The following is a 16,095-nucleotide window of genomic DNA, read 5'->3' on the forward strand; positions in this document are numbered from 1 at the left end:
TTGCATACCTTTACTCGTTTCCTTGCAATACTAGGGGAGTCCATATACGTCCCTCACTCTTGGGGATGACGGGAGGTTTTATGTACGAATTAGTACATAAAACCAAAGGGCTCGCTATGAGAGGACTGGGGCATCAATCCTGTCCGTGAGGAAGTACAGTAGTCTGCATTTGGTTTGTGATGCTATGTATCTAGCTCAGAGACATTAGCTCCGGGCTAGCCTGTTCCTTAGTTAAGGAGGTGACAGAGTAAACCGAACACTAAAGTTACCGTCATTCCCTAGACTGACGAAGGAAGGAGTAGGGAATCTCTTTTGGCAAACACCAAACTGTCGGCAATAAAAAAGGATTGACGCAAAACGCCAACCCTTAATAATTCTTCTCGAATCTCGAATCTCGAATCTCGAATCTCGAATCTCGAATCTCGAATCTCGAATCTTAGTACTGGTCTTCTGACCAACCATCGCTATCGGACATGTCTGGTGCGCCAGCGATGCTGTTCTCTTCGTCTGCCCATTCACCGAAATCAATCATCTGACATTGCTTACTGCAAAACGGACGGTGTGGGCTCTGTTCACCCCATTCAACGTCAGTATTACATTGAGGGCATTTAACGATGGTGATTTTGTTCGACATAGTGATTCTTAATTAGAGGGTGAAATAACAAAAAGTTTAGGCTCAAGTGTTCACTCAAGCCAAACGCTAAAGGAAATTAATTAGGTGCAGATAGCCAGCTCAAATTCGATATCTTGAGTACAGGCTTGTCCTGTTTCAAAACTCATGAATTTAACAGCAAAGCGGTTTTTGTGCCCTGAGATCATAGGGTAGGCACCGTATTGCATCGGAATGGATAGGCGAAGGATATTCGCTTCTTCAGCATCGCTTTGGAAGAAGCCAGCGCGAGCAATTTGCTCTTTAAAGTGACCAGTCTCTCGGGTTAGCTTTAACCATAGCGTTAGCGCTTCATACAGAGGCTGTAGGCTATCCATCCACGCCTTGGCATCTCTCATTCTTTTATCAAGAGGGAGGTGTAACCAATAATGCAGCGCTGGTAGGTCAAAGCAGCATGAACCGCCAGGCAGATTAAAACGCTGGCGAATGGCACTTAGGAAGCGGTCTTCTTTGAGAGATTGACCAAAACGCTCCGCGTGCATTAAATCACGATAGATGTTGCCAATGTCATTGAGCAGTGACGTAAGCATCTCTTGATCGACACCTTCAACGTCTAACCAGCTTTTGTAGGTGACACGTTGCTTCTCAAGATCTTTTGCAAGTTCGCTCTTGAGTTGGATCTGTTCGAAGATTTCAATCAGATCGAAGATAGAGCGGAAAAAGAGTTGATACTGTTGAGCATCGGAAAATGTAGAAGACAGGTGTAACTGCCTCAAGAGTGATTCCACTCTTAGGTAGATGCGTGTTTTCTCATTTAGAGGATGTTCAAATTTGTGGGTGATCATCGAGCAAGCCTTCATTCAACATAGTTCTATTCTGACCCATCTACTGTACTGATTGCCAGATACTTTTTATGTAAATCTGTGATTTGCGGCAAAAGTTCTTGGTTTTTAGTATGGTTTTTAATCACGTCATCTGCAACTGCTAAGCGTTGTTCTCTTGAAGCTTGTGATTTCAAAATTGATGCAACTTGTTCCCTAGAAACATTGTCACGGCTCATCGTTCGTTCAATTTGCACTTCTGTAGGCACATCAACAATTAATACGCGATCCGTCATGCCTTGCATCTGGTTTTCAACCAATAGAGGTGCGACTAATAAACCATAGGGAGAGGTGACTTTAGACAGGTCACTGTCAATTTTGTCACGGATCATGGGATGAAGAAGATCATTGAGCCATTGTTTTTGCTCTGGGTCTGAGAAGATCAGCTCGCGCAGTTTAGATCGATTGAGTGTGCCATCTTCAAGCAAGATGGTTTCACCAAAATGAGCAGTAATCTGTTTTAGTCCATCACTGCCTAACGCAACCACTTCACGTGCCACGATATCGGCGTCGACAATATCAATGCCAAAATGTTCGTTGAATAGGTTAGCGACAGTCGTTTTTCCACTGGCTATACCGCCACTTAATCCGATAATGATTGCCATGGTTACATTCCTAATACTGAAGTGAAATACCAACCCATGATGTCGTTACCCCACATCAAGCTTACCCAACCAGCAATCGCAAGGTAAGGGCCGAATGGGAAGGCTTTATCAATGCCTTGCTGTTTCAAGCGCAGCTGAATCAAACCAAACACCAGGCCAACAAGCGAAGACAGCAGGATGATCATCGGTAGATGCTGCCAACCCAGCCATGCGCCAAGTGCAGCCAGTAACTTGAAGTCACCGTAACCCATGCCTTCTTTACCTGTCAGCAGTTTGAACAGCCAGTAGACGGACCATAACGCGAGGTAGCCAGCCATAGCGCCGACTACTGAGTCTTGAAGCGATACTGGGCCGATATTAAATAGGGCTAAAGCGATACCAGACCAAACTAACGGCAAGGTAATTTGATCAGGCAATAGCATGGTGTCGAGGTCGATAAAAGTCGCGGTAATTAACGCAAAGGTGAAAAATACCAGTGCAATAGCGTAAAAACTGAAACCAAAGTGACTGGCAACAACTGTGCAAAGTGTCGCAGTCAGCAGTTCAACCAAAGGGTAGCGAGCGCTGATTGGATTAGCACAGCTGTGACACTTACCCTTCAAGAACAACCAGCTTAACACTGGAATATTGTCGACGATTCTTAATTGAGTTTTACATTTAGGGCAAGTAGAGCGAGGAACACTGAGGTTGAACTTACCTTCTGGCGCCGGAATTTTATATTGGGAGAAATACTCCGAGCACTCTTGTTGCCATTCGCGTTCCATCATAATTGGTAAACGATGTATGACGACGTTAAGGAAGCTGCCAATCAGAAGACTAAAAATGAATGCTAATACCGGGAATAGCCAAGGATAGTAGTGAAATACTTCCATAGTGTCCTTTACCACTTAATCAAGATGAGTAGAGGTTTCTACTCATGGGTGTTTAGTTGCTTTTGGCTATCCTAACACACTCATAAGATTAAAGATCGGTAAGTACATCGCAACCACAAGACCACCCACTACAGATCCTAAAAACACAATGATCAGCGGCTCTAATATTTTGCCTAAATTGTCGACGGTGTTGTCTACTTCAAACTCGTAAATCGAGGCGATTTTGTTGAGCATTTCATCAAGGTTTCCAGACTCTTCGCCAATCATCACCATCTGCAACATCATTTCAGGAAACGCATTGGTATTACGCATGGCAATATACATAGGGATGCCCGCAGCGGTTTCACGATGTACTTCAATGATTGCCGATTCATAGTGCAGGTTGCCTGCGGTTTTGGCCGTGGTTTTTAGGCTCATGAGAATGGGGATACCAGAACCGAAACTGGTTGATAGTGTTCGACTGAACTTGGCAATGGAGGCTTTGGCCATTACTCCGCCTAGGATTGGAAACCTTAATCCTAAGCGGCTGGTAGATAATCGAATCGAGTAGGAGCGCTGACAGAGTTGATAGATTACTAAGGCAGCCAACCCAGCACCTACAAACGTGTAAAAGCTGTATGCCTGCATCCAATGAGAAAGCTCAAGTACTTGCTGAGTAAACCAAGGGAGGTCGGCACCAAAGCCCGAAAACATCGACTCAAACTCAGGAATCACCATGGTCAGCATTAAATAAGAGACTGTGAGTGCGACAGTAACCACCATTGCAGGATAGATGAGCGCTTTGATGACCTTAGACTTGAGCTGTTCACTCTTCTCTCGATATGTCGCTAGGCGTTCAAATACTTGCGCAAGGTTACCCGAGAGCTCACCCGTTGCGACTAAATCGGTATAAAGATCATCAAAGTGGCGACTCGCGGTTCGCATCGCTTTGGAGATAGGTGTACCAGCTTCGACACCTTTACATATGTGTGACAGGATAGATTTCATTTCAGCTTTGCGGTGGTTATCTGAGACCAATTTAATCGCCTGCACGATTGGGACGCCAGTTCCTAGCATGGTAGCAAGCTCGCGGGTCAACACGGTGATGTCTCTAGATTTAACTCGATGGGTTAAACGCGTCAGTGCCGAAATACTTTTCTTTTTGATTTTCTTTATCTGGATATGCTGATCTTTGAGCTTTTCACGCACCTCTAATTCAGTAAGCGCTAAGGTCTGCCCTGACACTTTTTTGCCAGAGCTGTTGATGCCTTTCCAGTGGTAGCTTTTTAATTGTGATTGCTTAGGTTTAGTGATCATTGAAGCTCCGATGGACTATAGGTACAGAACACGTTGCAGTTCTTGATAGCTGGTGGTGCCTTCAAGCAATTTATCTAACCCTGACTCTTGCAGTGTGCGCATTCCTTCTCGGCGAGCAAGGTCTTCAATCTCCAGCGCATTCGGTTTGCTGATCAGGCTATTTTTGAGTTTGTCGGTGAATGGCATCACTTCGTAAATACCGACACGCCCTGAATAGCCTTGATTGCACTCGTTACATCCTTGTGGGTTGGCCTTATAAATGGTTTTGCTATTAGGGATTGAGTGACGCAGAAAGATGTCTGGAGAGTCGTCAACGGTTTTGCATTGGTTGCACAAGCGTCTTGCCAGTCGTTGGGCAATGATTAAGCTCAATGATGAGGCTAGATTAAAGGGCGCAATCCCCATATGAGCGAGTCGGGTCACCGTTTCTGCCGCAGAGTTGGTATGGAGAGTTGAAAGTACCAAGTGACCGGTTTGCGATGCTTTTATGGCTATTTCTGCGGTTTCTAAATCACGGATCTCACCAACCATCACCACATCTGGATCTTGTCGTAGAAACGAGCGCAGGGCTTCAGCGAATCCGAAGCCAATCTTTGGCATCACTTGCACTTGATTGATGCCACACAGGTTAATCTCTACTGGATCCTCTGCGGTGGAGATATTACGTTCTGTGGTGTTCAATACTCTAAGGCCGGTATAAAGCGAGACGGTTTTTCCGCTGCCAGTGGGGCCTGTCATTAAGATCATTCCTTGCGGGCGTTTGAGTGCATTCAGGTAGAGGGCTTTTTGATCGCCGCTGTACCCGAGCTTGTCGATATCGAGATTCGCCGCGCTGCTATCAAGCAGCCGCAGTACGATCTTCTCGCCCCACAAGGTTGGCAATGTGGAGACGCGCATGTCTATCGCTAACTCATCATTCAGGCGAAGTTTTATTCGTCCGTCTTGAGGTAAGCGACGCTCGGCAATATCTAATTTAGCGATAATTTTTAAACGGGCGGATAAACGTCGGCTTAGGTGAGAAGCGGGTTGCTGGATTTCAACCAATATACCGTCACAACGCAGGCGCACACGGTAGTGCTCTTCGTAAGGTTCAAAATGAATATCTGATGCGCCTTTACGTACCGCATCGACCAGTATCTGATTGATAAATCGGCTAACTGGAGAGTCGTCTTGGCTAAGGTCCTCAATCGACGCGAGCTCGTCGTCAGACACTTCAACTAGGTTAGCCAGTTCATCTTGGGTGATCTCTTTGCGTTTGGACTCTTGCCCTGAAATAGAACGGCCGTATAACTTGCGTATCGCGCCTTCCAGTTCTGAGTAATTGGCGACTGCCAGTTCTATCTGCAGGCCGGTAGCAAAACGAAAATCATCTTCAGCCTGTAAGTCGGTAGGGTCGGCTGAAGCCACTGTGAGCGTCGAATTAGAGACTGAGATCGGAAGTGCACGGTATTTGGTTATCAGCTCGCGAAGCCCTAATTGGTCACACAAAGCTTCATAATCTGTGTTGCTCAATTGAACTAACGGCAAGCCAAAGATGGCTTGTATATTGTTTGCTAGGGAGTCGCCTGTGAAGAGATCAAGAACAAGCAAAGCTTCAGGAGTCGAAATACCTGAAGCTTGCACGTGCTCCGCCACGGCTTGTTCTTGAGTCAGGCTAAGTAAATCAGCCTGACGGAGAATTGTAGGGAGGTTGGTTAGCATTAGTTAACAGGACACCAATCAGTGACCGCTGCACCTTGTGTTCCTCCATTTGTACATGTAATAGCCCATGTTACCCCGGCGTTTTGTAGGTCAGGGGTTATGGTTATGGTGTCTCCCTCAACTAGTCTTCCTTTTGTTTCCCCTGCATCTACAACAGCTTGAATTGTTGTTGCAGCTCCACTAACCCCAGCAACTGCTGATACGGTAAAAGCTCCCAAGTCTTGCGCCCCAGGCACACCACCATTACCTGATGCGCAATTAGTCTCTCCATTTACTAGGCATATACCAAGCGACATTTTCATAGCAGAAGAAGCGCTTAACATTTCACTAGCGTGCGCTTTCATTGTGTAATTTTGGTAAGCAGGTATGGCAAAGGCAGACAAAATGCCAATTATTGCAATTACGATCATCAATTCAATCAGCGTGAAACCTTTCTGATTTGTTCTTTTGTTCTTGTTATTCATTCTTTTCATTCCATTCTTTAGTTTGTTTCAGTGCAAGCACAAGATGGTAGAGAGAATAGAAGTCGAGATAGGGAAGTGGAATGGTGTTCAGGTGCGGTCGCGAGTGGTTTTGAATTTATTGAGTGGCTGTTGCATATGGCGCGCAAATTTATGCGATCAACTTAAATAACGGTTTGAAATACTGATAATTAAGGCAATAAAAAAGGCACTGTCATTAACAGTGCCTTCATATAAACTATTTACTATTCAGTAAATTACGCTTTGAATCTCATTGATAGATCCATTGCTTTTAGGTGTTTGGTTAAAGCGCCAACCGAGATGTAATCGACACCCGTTTCAGCGAACTCAGCGATGGTGTCTAACGTCACGTTACCAGAGTTTTCTAGTGCAGCACGGCCTGCATTGATCTTAACAGCTTCACGCATCATGTCAGTGGTGAAGTTGTCTAGCATGATGATGTCTGCGCCCGCGTTGATCGCTTGCTCTAGCTCTTCCAGGCTCTCAGTTTCAACTTCAATTGGCTTACCAGGGTTTAGCTCTTTTGCTGTTGAGATAGCTTTTTCAATACCACCACATGCGATGATGTGGTTTTCTTTGATTAAGTAGGCATCGAAAACACCGATACGGTGGTTGAAACCGCCACCACAAGCTACAGCGTATTTTAGTGCACTACGCAGGCCAGGGATGGTTTTACGAGTATCTAGCAGACGGCACTCAGTGTGTTTGATTTTATCAGCATAGATAGCGGTCGCTGTCGCACAACCAGATAGCGTTTGAATGAAGTTCATTGCGTTACGCTCACCAGTTAATAGTGCGCGCGCTGGACCGGTTAGGGTACAAAGCGTTTGGTTTGGTTCAACCTTATCGCCATCTTCTACGTTCCACTCGATAGTCACTTCACCGCCTAGCTGCTTAAATACCTCATCAGCCCATGCTTTACCACAGAATACGCCGTGCTCACGAGTGATGATGGTTGCGCTGTTGATAGCGTCAGCTGGGATTAGACTTGCCGTAATATCAGCCGCTGGATCTAACGTACCGCCTAGATCTTCTTTGATTGTTTCTGCGACTGCACGAGTGATCTCGAGAGGCAGTTGCTCTTTTAAGTAGTCAAGGCGTTGGTGGCTGTTATGTGTGTTTTTCATCGCAAATCTAATCTTGAAAGGGAGTGGGAATGGAATGATACTCTTGCTTAACTTCAAATTAAAGAGGCTAGCGCGACTGCTCTATGGGCAAGGTCACAATCTACTGTGCTAGCAAAAAAGAAAGAGAGACCAAGATGACGATCTGCTCCAAAGGATGGTACGAAAACGCTCGGCATGTTCCTTCTCCGTATTTTGACGCTCGACTGAGTGTCGATGATATCTCTCTGCTGGTGGTCCACAATATTAGCCTGCCACCGGGGCAATTTGGTGGGCCTTATATCGAGCAGTTCTTTACGGGTAATCTCGATCCAGCGGAACACCCGTTTTTCAAAGTGATTCATCAAATGGGGGTATCTTCTCACTGCTTGATTCACCGTGATGGCGAAGTGGTGCAGTTTGTTTCTTTCCTTGACCGGGCTTGGCATGCTGGCCAATCGAGCTTTGCCGGTCGTGAAAGGTGTAATGATTACTCTATTGGTATTGAATTAGAGGGAAGTGACTTTGTTGCCTATACAGAGCAGCAGTATCACGCCTTGACTGAGCTAACTGAAACGTTGGTACTAAGCTTTCCTCAGATTACTAATGAACGTATTACTGGCCATCAATACATAGCACCTTTACGCAAAACTGACCCAGGTTTAGTCTTTGACTGGGCAAAATTTAAAGGCAAATTACGCTTCTAATTCCTCATATTCTTCATGGCTCTGCTAATTACAGAGCCTTGCTTAATCAACGCTTAGCATAACCACTTGTGAATTTTTGTTGTTGCAATGTAAAGAAAGTGGTTGGCGGGTGTGCGTCAATAAATCGAGAGTGTGACGAGCTTATCAAACACCTAGATATTAAAGCTTGTGAACAGAATTTCCCTCCCAAATGTGCTCTTGGTTCGATTTTTGACCGACTTAGGCTAATCTTTCTGAAACAATTCATTTTTATCCTGAAACTTTCTAGCACGAATACTCCCCAAAAGTATTAGCGCTGTAAATGGTAAGACCAATTTGGTTGCTGTTTTAAATTTCATTTGTTAAATCGTGGTTAATTCACACTGCGTTCTATGATGCAGGTCAATTTTACGCTGGACAGTGGCGTTTTAATTATGTTAATTTCTGCCCAACTTAAAATTGGTATTACCAATTGTCAGCGAAGAAAAAGAAGAACAACAAACTATGGCTTATCAAAGGATTCGTCAGCCAAAACTCTCCGATGTAATCGAACAAGAGTTAGAAAGGTTGATTGTGGAAGGAACACTGGCTCCTGGGCAGCAGTTGCCGCCTGAGCGCGAACTGGCGAAACAGTTCGATGTGTCTCGTCCTTCAATCCGAGAAGCGATACAACGTTTAGAAGCAAAACGCTTGCTTACTCGCCGTCAAGGTGGAGGTACGTTTGTTAGCGAAAATATCTGGAAAAGCTTTTCAGATCCTTTGCTTAATTTGTTGTCATCCCATTCTGAAACCCAACTAGACTTGTTGGAATCGCGTCATGCGATGGAAGGGATTTCGGCTTACTTCGCGGCATTGCGTGGCACTGATGAAGACTTTGCTCGTATTCAAGCCTGCCAAGAAAAAATTCACGGTGCGCAAGATAAGGGTGATATTGAAGCCGAATCTGCAGCGGTGATGGCTTTCCTTATTGCTTTAACAGAGGCAGCACACAATGTGGTGTTATTGCACATTGTTCGTAGCTTGGCTCCGTTACTCGAACAAAACGTCTTAGAAAATTTAAAGCTGTTGCATCGTCGTAAAGACGTTGTGGAGAAAGTGAGTATACATCGAGCTAATATCGTAGATGCGATCGTTTCTGGCCAGCCTGAGAAGGCGCGTGAAATGTCACATTCTCATTTAGCTTACATCGAAGAAACATTGCTGGATTTGACGAAGGAAGAGTCGCGCCGCGAACGCTCCCTGCGTCGAATTCAACAGGGTAAATAGCCGTAATACTTCGGCTTTTTACGTGTTTAGTAGAATCCAACTAACAAAAAGGATAGATCGCCATGTCTGACATGAAGCATGACGTAGACGCACTGGAAACTCAAGATTGGTTAGAAGCTCTTGAGTCAGTAGTACGTGAAGAAGGTGTAGAACGTGCACAGTTCCTACTAGAAACAGTTCTAGAGAAAGCACGTCTAGATGGCGTTGATATGCCAACTGGTATCAACACTAACTACATCAACACGATTCCGGCAGCACAAGAGCCAGCATACCCAGGTGATGTAACTCTTGAACGTCGTATTCGTTCGATTATTCGCTGGAACGCAATCATGATCGTATTGCGTGCTTCTAAGAAAGACCTAGACCTAGGTGGTCACATGGCTTCTTACCAGTCAGCAGCGGCGTTCTACGAAGTTTGTTTCAACCACTTCTTCCGAGCTCCAAACGAGACGGACGGTGGCGATCTAGTTTACTACCAAGGTCACATCTCACCGGGTATCTACGCTCGTGCATTCGTTGAAGGTCGTCTAACTGAAGAGCAGCTAGATAACTTCCGTCAAGAAGTGGATGGTAAAGGTATCCCGTCATACCCACACCCTAAACTGATGCCTGAGTTCTGGCAGTTCCCAACAGTATCTATGGGTCTTGGTCCAATTTCTGCGATCTACCAAGCACGTTTCCTTAAGTACCTAGACGGTCGTGGTCTAAAAGACACATCTGCACAGCGTGTATACGCATTCCTAGGTGATGGTGAGATGGATGAGCCAGAATCACGTGGTTCACTGTCTTTCGCTGCGCGTGAAAAACTAGACAACCTAACATTCCTAATCAACTGTAACCTACAGCGTCTAGACGGCCCTGTAATGGGTAACGGTAGCATCATCCAAGAGCTAGAAGGTCTATTCAAAGGCGCTGGTTGGAACGTTGTTAAAGTTATTTGGGGTAGCAACTGGGATGCACTACTTGCTAAAGATACAACAGGCAAGCTTCTACAGCTGATGAACGAAACTGTAGATGGTGATTACCAAACATTTAAATCTAAAGACGGTGCATACGTACGTGAGCACTTCTTCGGTAAGTACCCAGAAACGGCTGCACTAGTTGCAGACATGACTGACGATGAAATCTTCGCACTTAAGCGCGGTGGTCATGAGTCTTCTAAACTGTACGCAGCTTACAAGAACGCAGCAGAAACTAAAGGTCGTCCAACAGTAATCCTAGCGAAGACTGTTAAAGGTTACGGCATGGGTGAAGCGGCTGAAGGTAAGAACATCGCGCACCAAGTTAAGAAGATGGACATGACTCACGTACTACACCTACGTGATCGTCTAGGTCTTCAAGACATCCTAACTGACGAAGCAGTAAAAGAACTTCCATACCTGAAACTTGAAGAAGGTACAGCGGAGTACGAATACCTACACGCTCGTCGTAAAGAACTAAAAGGTTACACGCCACAGCGTCTACCTAAGTTCACTCAAGAATTCAAAACACCTGAGCTAGAAGAGTTCACTCCGCTACTAACTGAACAGAAGCGTGACATCTCTACAACAATGGCTTACGTACGTACGCTAAACATCCTACTGAAAGACAAGAACATCGGTAAGAACATCGTTCCTATCATCTGTGACGAAGCTCGTACGTTCGGTATGGAAGGTCTATTCCGTCAGATCGGTATTTACAACCCGCACGGTCAGAACTACACACCTCAAGATCGCGACATCGTTTCTTACTATAAAGAAGCTACGTCAGGTCAGGTTCTACAAGAAGGTATCAACGAGCTAGGCTCAATGGCTTCTTGGGTCGCAGCTGCAACATCATACAGCACGAACGATCTACCAATGATCCCGTTCTATATCTACTACTCAATGTTTGGTTTCCAACGTGTAGGCGATATGGCGTGGATGGCTGGTGACCAACAAGCTCGTGGTTTCCTATTAGGTGCTACTGCTGGTCGTACAACGCTAAACGGTGAAGGTCTACAGCACGAAGATGGCCACTCACACATCATGGCGAACACGGTTCCTAATTGTATCTCTTACGACCCAACATTCGCTTACGAAGTTGCAGTAATCATGCAAGACGGTATCCGTCGCATGTACGGTGAGAAACAAGAGAACGTGTTCTACTACCTAACTGTTATGAACGAAAACTACGCAATGCCAGCAATGCCAGAAGGCGCTGAAGAAGGCATCCGTAAGGGTATCTATAAGCTTGAGTCTTACGCAGGTGACAAGTCTAAAGTTCAGCTAATGGGCTCTGGTACTATCATGAACGAAGTACGTAAAGCCGCGACTATCCTAAGCGAAGAGTACGGCATCGCATCTGACGTATTCTCTGTAACATCGTTCAACGAGCTAACTCGTGACGGTCAAGACGCAGAGCGTTACAACATGCTTCACCCAGAAGCAGAAGCGAAAGTACCTTACATTGCACAAGTAATGGGTACTGAGCCAGCAATCGCAGCGACTGACTACATGAAGAACTACTCTGAGCAAGTTCGTGCGTTCATGCCTTCTGAGTCTTACAAAGTACTTGGTACTGATGGTTACGGCCGTTCTGACAGCCGTGAAAACCTACGTCGTCACTTCGAAGTTAACGCAGGCTACGTAGTAGTTGCTGCCCTAACTGAACTGGCTAAACGTGGTGATATCGAGAAATCTGTAGTTGTTGAAGCAATTGCTAAATTTGATATCGACACTGAAAAAACAAACCCACAATACGCTTAATACAGCGCTTAACTAGAAGGTAAATAAGCAATGGCAATCGAAATTAATGTACCTGACATCGGTGCGGATGAGGTTGAAGTTACTGAGATTCTTGTAAGCGTTGGCGACAAGGTTGAAGAAGAACAGTCTCTAATCACTGTTGAAGGCGACAAAGCTTCTATGGAAGTTCCAGCGTCTCAAGCCGGTATCGTTAAAGAAATCAAAGTGGCTGAAGGCGATTCAGTTTCTACTGGTTCTCTAATCATGATTTTCGAAGCCGAGGGTGCAGCTGAAGCTGCGCCTGCTCCAGCAGCAGAGGCAGCTCCAGTAGCTGCTCCTGTAGCGGCAGCAGCGGCAGAGCTTAAAGAAGTTCACGTTCCAGATATCGGTGGCGACGAAGTAGAAGTTACTGAGATCATGGTTGCTATCGGTGATGCAGTAGAAGAAGAGCAATCTCTTCTAACTGTTGAAGGTGACAAGGCTTCAATGGAAGTTCCTGCACCATTCGCTGGTATCGTTAAAGAAATCAAGATCGCTTCTGGTGACTCAGTTTCTACTGGTTCTCTAGTAATGGTATTCGAAGTTGCTGGTTCAGCACCTGCAGCAGCTCCTGCTCCAGCGGCGGCAGCACCAGCTGCAGCGGCTCCAGCAGCGTCAGCTGAAAAAGAAGTAAACGTTCCAGACATCGGCGGTGACGAAGTAGAAGTTACTGAAGTAATGGTAGCGGTTGGCGATACAGTAGAAGAAGAGCAATCTCTAATTACTGTTGAAGGCGACAAAGCTTCAATGGAAGTTCCTGCACCATTCGCTGGTACAGTTAAAGAGATCAAGATTGCAGCTGGCGACAAAGTGTCAACTGGCTCTCTAATCATGACTTTCGTAGTTGAAGGCGCAGCTCCAGCTCCTGTTGCAGCACCTGCACAAGCAGCAGCTCCAGCGGCGGCACCTGCACCTAAAGCTGAAGCTCCAGCGGCAGCAGCTCCTGCAGCTGCAGACGACTTCCAAGAAAACGGTGAGTACGCACACGCGTCTCCAGTTGTTCGTCGTCTAGCTCGTGAGTTCGGTGTAAACCTAGCGAAAGTTAAAGGTACTGGTCGTAAGAGCCGTGTACTTAAAGAAGACGTTCAGTCTTACGTTAAAGATGCACTTAAGCGTCTAGAGTCTGGTGCTGCGGCATCTGGCAAAGGCGGTGACGGCTCTGCTCTTGGTCTACTACCATGGCCAAAAGTTGACTTCAGCAAGTTCGGCGAAACTGAAGTTCAGAAGCTTTCTAAGATCAAGAAGATCTCTGGTGCAAACCTACACCGTAACTGGGTAATGATCCCTCACGTTACACAGTGGGATAACGCAGACATCACTGAGCTAGAAGCATTCCGTAAAGAGCAGAACGCAATCGAAGCTAAGAAAGACACTGGCATGAAGATCACTCCTCTTGTGTTCATCATGAAAGCTGTTGCTAAAGCGCTAGAAGCGTTCCCAGCGTTTAACTCTTCTCTTTCTGAAGATGGCGAAAGCATCATTCTTAAGAAGTACGTAAACGTAGGTATCGCGGTAGATACTCCAAACGGTCTAGTTGTTCCTGTATTCAAAGACGTGAACAAGAAAGGCATTTACGAGCTATCTGAAGAGCTAATGGCTGTGTCTAAGAAAGCACGTGCTGGTAAGCTAACTGCAGCTGACATGCAAGGCGGTTGTTTCACAATCTCTAGCCTTGGTGGCATCGGCGGTACTGCATTTACGCCAATCGTAAATGCTCCAGAAGTAGGTATCCTAGGTGTATCTAAGTCTGAAATTAAGCCAGTTTGGAATGGTAAAGAGTTCCAGCCACGTCTTCAGCTTCCACTGTCTCTATCATATGACCACCGTGTGATCGATGGTGCTGAAGGTGCACGCTTCATTACTTTCCTAAACAGCGCACTATCTGACATCCGTCGTCTAGTACTGTAATTGAGAAAGTAATTATTAAGGTGGCTTTCGGGTCACCTTAATTCTTTATATAAAGACTATTTTTAGAGAACAGTTCCCGCTTTTCTCATAAAGCGAAAGGGAAGTGTTGTCTAGCTCACAGGCTAACTTAAAGCTACTTTCACACTGTTAACATCTCTGTAAAATGTTGGCTGTTTGAAAGCCCAATAATTTTAAGAACATCTACTCAGCCTGTTAGGGATAATGACTACAAGAGGTCACAATGAGCAAAGAAATTAAAGCCCAAGTTGTTGTACTTGGTTCAGGTCCTGCTGGTTACTCAGCTGCATTCCGTTGTGCGGATTTAGGTCTAGAAACAGTACTAGTTGAACGTTACAGCACTCTTGGTGGTGTATGTCTAAACGTTGGTTGTATTCCATCGAAAGCACTTCTGCACGTTTCTAAAGTAATCGAAGAAGCGAAAGCGATGGCAGAGCACGGCGTTGTATTTGGCGAGCCACAAACGGACATCAGCAAGATCCGTATCTGGAAAGAAAAAGTAGTAGACCAACTAACTGGCGGTCTTGGCGGTATGGCTAAGATGCGTAACGTAACAGTTGTTAACGGTTTCGGTAAGTTCACTGGTCCTAACAGCATCCTAGTTGAAGGCGAAGGCGAAGCAACAACAGTTAACTTCGATAACGCAATCATCGCTGCGGGTTCTCGCCCAATCAAACTTCCTTTCATTCCACATGAAGACCCACGTATTTGGGATTCTACGGATGCACTTGAGCTGAAAGAAGTTCCTGAAAAACTGCTTATCATGGGCGGTGGTATCATCGGTCTTGAAATGGGTACGGTTTACCACTCTCTAGGTTCTAAAGTAGACGTAGTTGAGATGTTCGACCAAGTTATCCCTGCTGCGGATAAAGACATCGTTAAAGTCTTCACTAAGCGTATCAAGAACAAGTTCAAGCTAATGCTTGAAACTAAAGTAACTGCAGTTGAAGCGAAAGAAGACGGTATCTACGTTTCAATGGAAGGCAAGAAAGCACCAGCTGAAGCTGAGCGCTACGATGCTGTTCTTGTTGCTATCGGTCGTGTTCCAAACGGTGCACTTATCGATGCTGAAAAAGCAGGTATCGAAGTTGACGAGCGTGGCTTCATCAACGTTGATAAGCAAATGCGTACAAACGTTCCTCACATCCACGCGATCGGTGACGTTGTTGGTCAACCAATGCTTGCTCACAAAGGTGTGCATGAAGGTCACGTAGCTGCTGAAGTTATCTCTGGTAAGAAGCACTACTTCGACCCTAAAGTAATCCCATCAATTGCGTACACTGAGCCAGAAGTTGCTTGGGTAGGTAAGACTGAGAAAGAAGCGAAAGCGGAAGGCCTAAACTACGAAGTGGCGACTTTCCCTTGGGCTGCTTCTGGTCGTGCAATCGCTTCTGACTGTGCAGATGGTATGACTAAGATGATCTTCGATAAAGATACTCATCGCGTAATCGGTGGTGCTGTTGTTGGTACTAACGGTGGTGAGCTTCTTGGTGAAATCGGCCTAGCAATCGAAATGGGTTGTGACGCAGAAGATATCGCTCTTACTATCCACGCTCACCCAACTCTACACGAGTCTGTTGGTCTTGCTGCGGAAGTATTCGAAGGTTCAATCACTGACCTTCCAAACAAAAAAGCAGTGAAAAAGAAGAAGTAAATACTCTTCATACTTGAAGCCGCAGCGTTGTTAACTGCGTAAGTTCACCCTAATTACATAGAACTCCTATGCTCATAGGGCTGAACTTACTTGTTGCCTAGCTGCAACTCCAATTATTTTGAGTATATATAGATTGTAAAAGCCGCTGATTCGTCAGCGGTTTTTTTTATACGTCATTATAAGTGAGTTGTTTTGCTGCAAAAGATCCCCAACTCGCTCAATGGTATGGACTCCCCACCTCAACTGACAGCGTCAGCTAAAGTTACAGG

At 45.5% G+C, this 16,095-nt stretch carries 13 protein-coding genes; 5 read left to right on the forward strand and 8 right to left on the reverse strand.

Annotated features, from left to right (window positions below):
- Nucleotides 1–436 precede the first annotated feature (436 nt).
- The 8 genes from yacG to nadC all read right to left on the reverse strand — a co-directional run bounded on the left by yacG (nt 437) and on the right by nadC (nt 7,574).
- Nucleotides 437–634 carry a DNA gyrase inhibitor YacG gene (gene yacG / locus JC606_RS21285; protein WP_008222354.1) on the reverse strand — a complete coding sequence of 66 codons (198 nt, stop codon included), beginning with the start codon at nt 632–634 and terminating at the stop codon, nt 437–439.
- Between the two features lie 80 nt (nt 635–714).
- The gene (gene zapD, locus JC606_RS21290) at nt 715–1,455 is read right to left on the reverse strand and encodes a cell division protein ZapD (RefSeq protein ID WP_061032469.1); all 741 of its coding nucleotides are present in this window, start codon (nt 1,453–1,455) and stop codon (nt 715–717) included.
- A gap of 26 nt (nt 1,456–1,481) precedes the next feature.
- A complete protein-coding gene (gene coaE / locus JC606_RS21295; protein WP_061032470.1) occupies nt 1,482–2,096 on the reverse strand; it encodes a dephospho-CoA kinase in 615 nt (204 codons plus the stop codon).
- A gap of 2 nt (nt 2,097–2,098) precedes the next feature.
- Nucleotides 2,099–2,968, reverse strand: a complete 870-nt coding sequence (locus tag JC606_RS21300) for a prepilin peptidase (RefSeq protein ID WP_137409080.1) — start codon at nt 2,966–2,968, stop codon at nt 2,099–2,101.
- A gap of 66 nt (nt 2,969–3,034) precedes the next feature.
- Entirely contained in the window at nt 3,035–4,264 is a 1,230-nt protein-coding gene (locus JC606_RS21305; protein WP_198779378.1) for a type II secretion system F family protein, read from the reverse strand.
- Nucleotides 4,265–4,279: 15 nt separating this feature from the next.
- On the reverse strand, nt 4,280–5,965 hold the full coding sequence (gene pilB, locus JC606_RS21310; RefSeq protein WP_137409078.1) for a type IV-A pilus assembly ATPase PilB: 1,686 nt from the start codon (nt 5,963–5,965) through the stop codon (nt 4,280–4,282).
- Complete coding sequence (locus tag JC606_RS21315) at nt 5,965–6,429, reverse strand: pilin (protein ID WP_137409082.1); 465 nt, start codon at nt 6,427–6,429, stop codon at nt 5,965–5,967. Before JC606_RS21315 ends, pilB begins: the two co-directional genes overlap by 1 nt.
- A 254-nt stretch (nt 6,430–6,683) precedes the next feature.
- Nucleotides 6,684–7,574, reverse strand: a complete 891-nt coding sequence (gene nadC, locus JC606_RS21320; RefSeq protein ID WP_137409077.1) for a carboxylating nicotinate-nucleotide diphosphorylase — start codon at nt 7,572–7,574, stop codon at nt 6,684–6,686.
- 83 nt (nt 7,575–7,657) lie between these two features.
- Between nadC and ampD the strand changes: the two genes are divergently transcribed.
- The 5 genes from ampD (at nt 7,658) to lpdA (ending at nt 15,826) form a co-directional block, all read left to right on the forward strand.
- Entirely contained in the window at nt 7,658–8,257 is a 600-nt protein-coding gene (gene ampD, locus JC606_RS21325; RefSeq protein WP_137409076.1) for a 1,6-anhydro-N-acetylmuramyl-L-alanine amidase AmpD, read from the forward strand.
- A 483-nt stretch (nt 8,258–8,740) separates the two neighbouring features.
- The gene (gene pdhR / locus JC606_RS21330) at nt 8,741–9,502 is read left to right on the forward strand and encodes a pyruvate dehydrogenase complex transcriptional repressor PdhR (RefSeq protein ID WP_004738167.1); all 762 of its coding nucleotides are present in this window, start codon (nt 8,741–8,743) and stop codon (nt 9,500–9,502) included.
- Between the two features lie 62 nt (nt 9,503–9,564).
- Nucleotides 9,565–12,228, forward strand: a complete 2,664-nt coding sequence (aceE, locus tag JC606_RS21335) for a pyruvate dehydrogenase (acetyl-transferring), homodimeric type (protein ID WP_137409075.1) — start codon at nt 9,565–9,567, stop codon at nt 12,226–12,228.
- Nucleotides 12,229–12,258: 30 nt separating this feature from the next.
- Nucleotides 12,259–14,154 (forward strand): pyruvate dehydrogenase complex dihydrolipoyllysine-residue acetyltransferase, encoded by a 1,896-nt coding sequence (gene aceF, locus JC606_RS21340; protein ID WP_198779379.1) that lies wholly within the window; start codon nt 12,259–12,261, stop codon nt 14,152–14,154.
- Between the two features lie 241 nt (nt 14,155–14,395).
- Nucleotides 14,396–15,826: a dihydrolipoyl dehydrogenase gene (lpdA, locus tag JC606_RS21345; protein ID WP_004738171.1), complete on the forward strand. Its 1,431-nt coding sequence runs from the start codon at nt 14,396–14,398 to the stop codon at nt 15,824–15,826.
- Nucleotides 15,827–16,095: the final 269 nt, after the last annotated feature.

This window comes from Vibrio sp. IB15, from assembly GCF_016406055.1.
In the GTDB taxonomy this organism is placed as follows: domain Bacteria; phylum Pseudomonadota; class Gammaproteobacteria; order Enterobacterales; family Vibrionaceae; genus Vibrio; species Vibrio chagasii.

What these genes read in the sequence shown, in the direction of transcription:
- yacG (WP_008222354.1), bottom strand. Translation starts at nt 634, where the DNA reads ATGTCGAACAAAATCACCATCGTTAAATGCCCTCAATGTAATACTGAC.
- zapD (WP_061032469.1), bottom strand. Translation starts at nt 1,455, where the DNA reads ATGATCACCCACAAATTTGAACATCCTCTAAATGAGAAAACACGCATC.
- coaE (WP_061032470.1), bottom strand. Translation starts at nt 2,096, where the DNA reads ATGGCAATCATTATCGGATTAAGTGGCGGTATAGCCAGTGGAAAAACG.
- JC606_RS21300 (WP_137409080.1), bottom strand. Translation starts at nt 2,968, where the DNA reads ATGGAAGTATTTCACTACTATCCTTGGCTATTCCCGGTATTAGCATTC.
- JC606_RS21305 (WP_198779378.1), bottom strand. Translation starts at nt 4,264, where the DNA reads ATGATCACTAAACCTAAGCAATCACAATTAAAAAGCTACCACTGGAAA.
- pilB (WP_137409078.1), bottom strand. Translation starts at nt 5,965, where the DNA reads ATGCTAACCAACCTCCCTACAATTCTCCGTCAGGCTGATTTACTTAGC.
- JC606_RS21315 (WP_137409082.1), bottom strand. Translation starts at nt 6,429, where the DNA reads ATGAATAACAAGAACAAAAGAACAAATCAGAAAGGTTTCACGCTGATT.
- nadC (WP_137409077.1), bottom strand. Translation starts at nt 7,574, where the DNA reads ATGAAAAACACACATAACAGCCACCAACGCCTTGACTACTTAAAAGAG.
- ampD (WP_137409076.1), top strand. Translation starts at nt 7,658, where the DNA reads ATGGGCAAGGTCACAATCTACTGTGCTAGCAAAAAAGAAAGAGAGACC.
- pdhR (WP_004738167.1), top strand. Translation starts at nt 8,741, where the DNA reads ATGGCTTATCAAAGGATTCGTCAGCCAAAACTCTCCGATGTAATCGAA.
- aceE (WP_137409075.1), top strand. Translation starts at nt 9,565, where the DNA reads ATGTCTGACATGAAGCATGACGTAGACGCACTGGAAACTCAAGATTGG.
- aceF (WP_198779379.1), top strand. Translation starts at nt 12,259, where the DNA reads ATGGCAATCGAAATTAATGTACCTGACATCGGTGCGGATGAGGTTGAA.
- lpdA (WP_004738171.1), top strand. Translation starts at nt 14,396, where the DNA reads ATGAGCAAAGAAATTAAAGCCCAAGTTGTTGTACTTGGTTCAGGTCCT.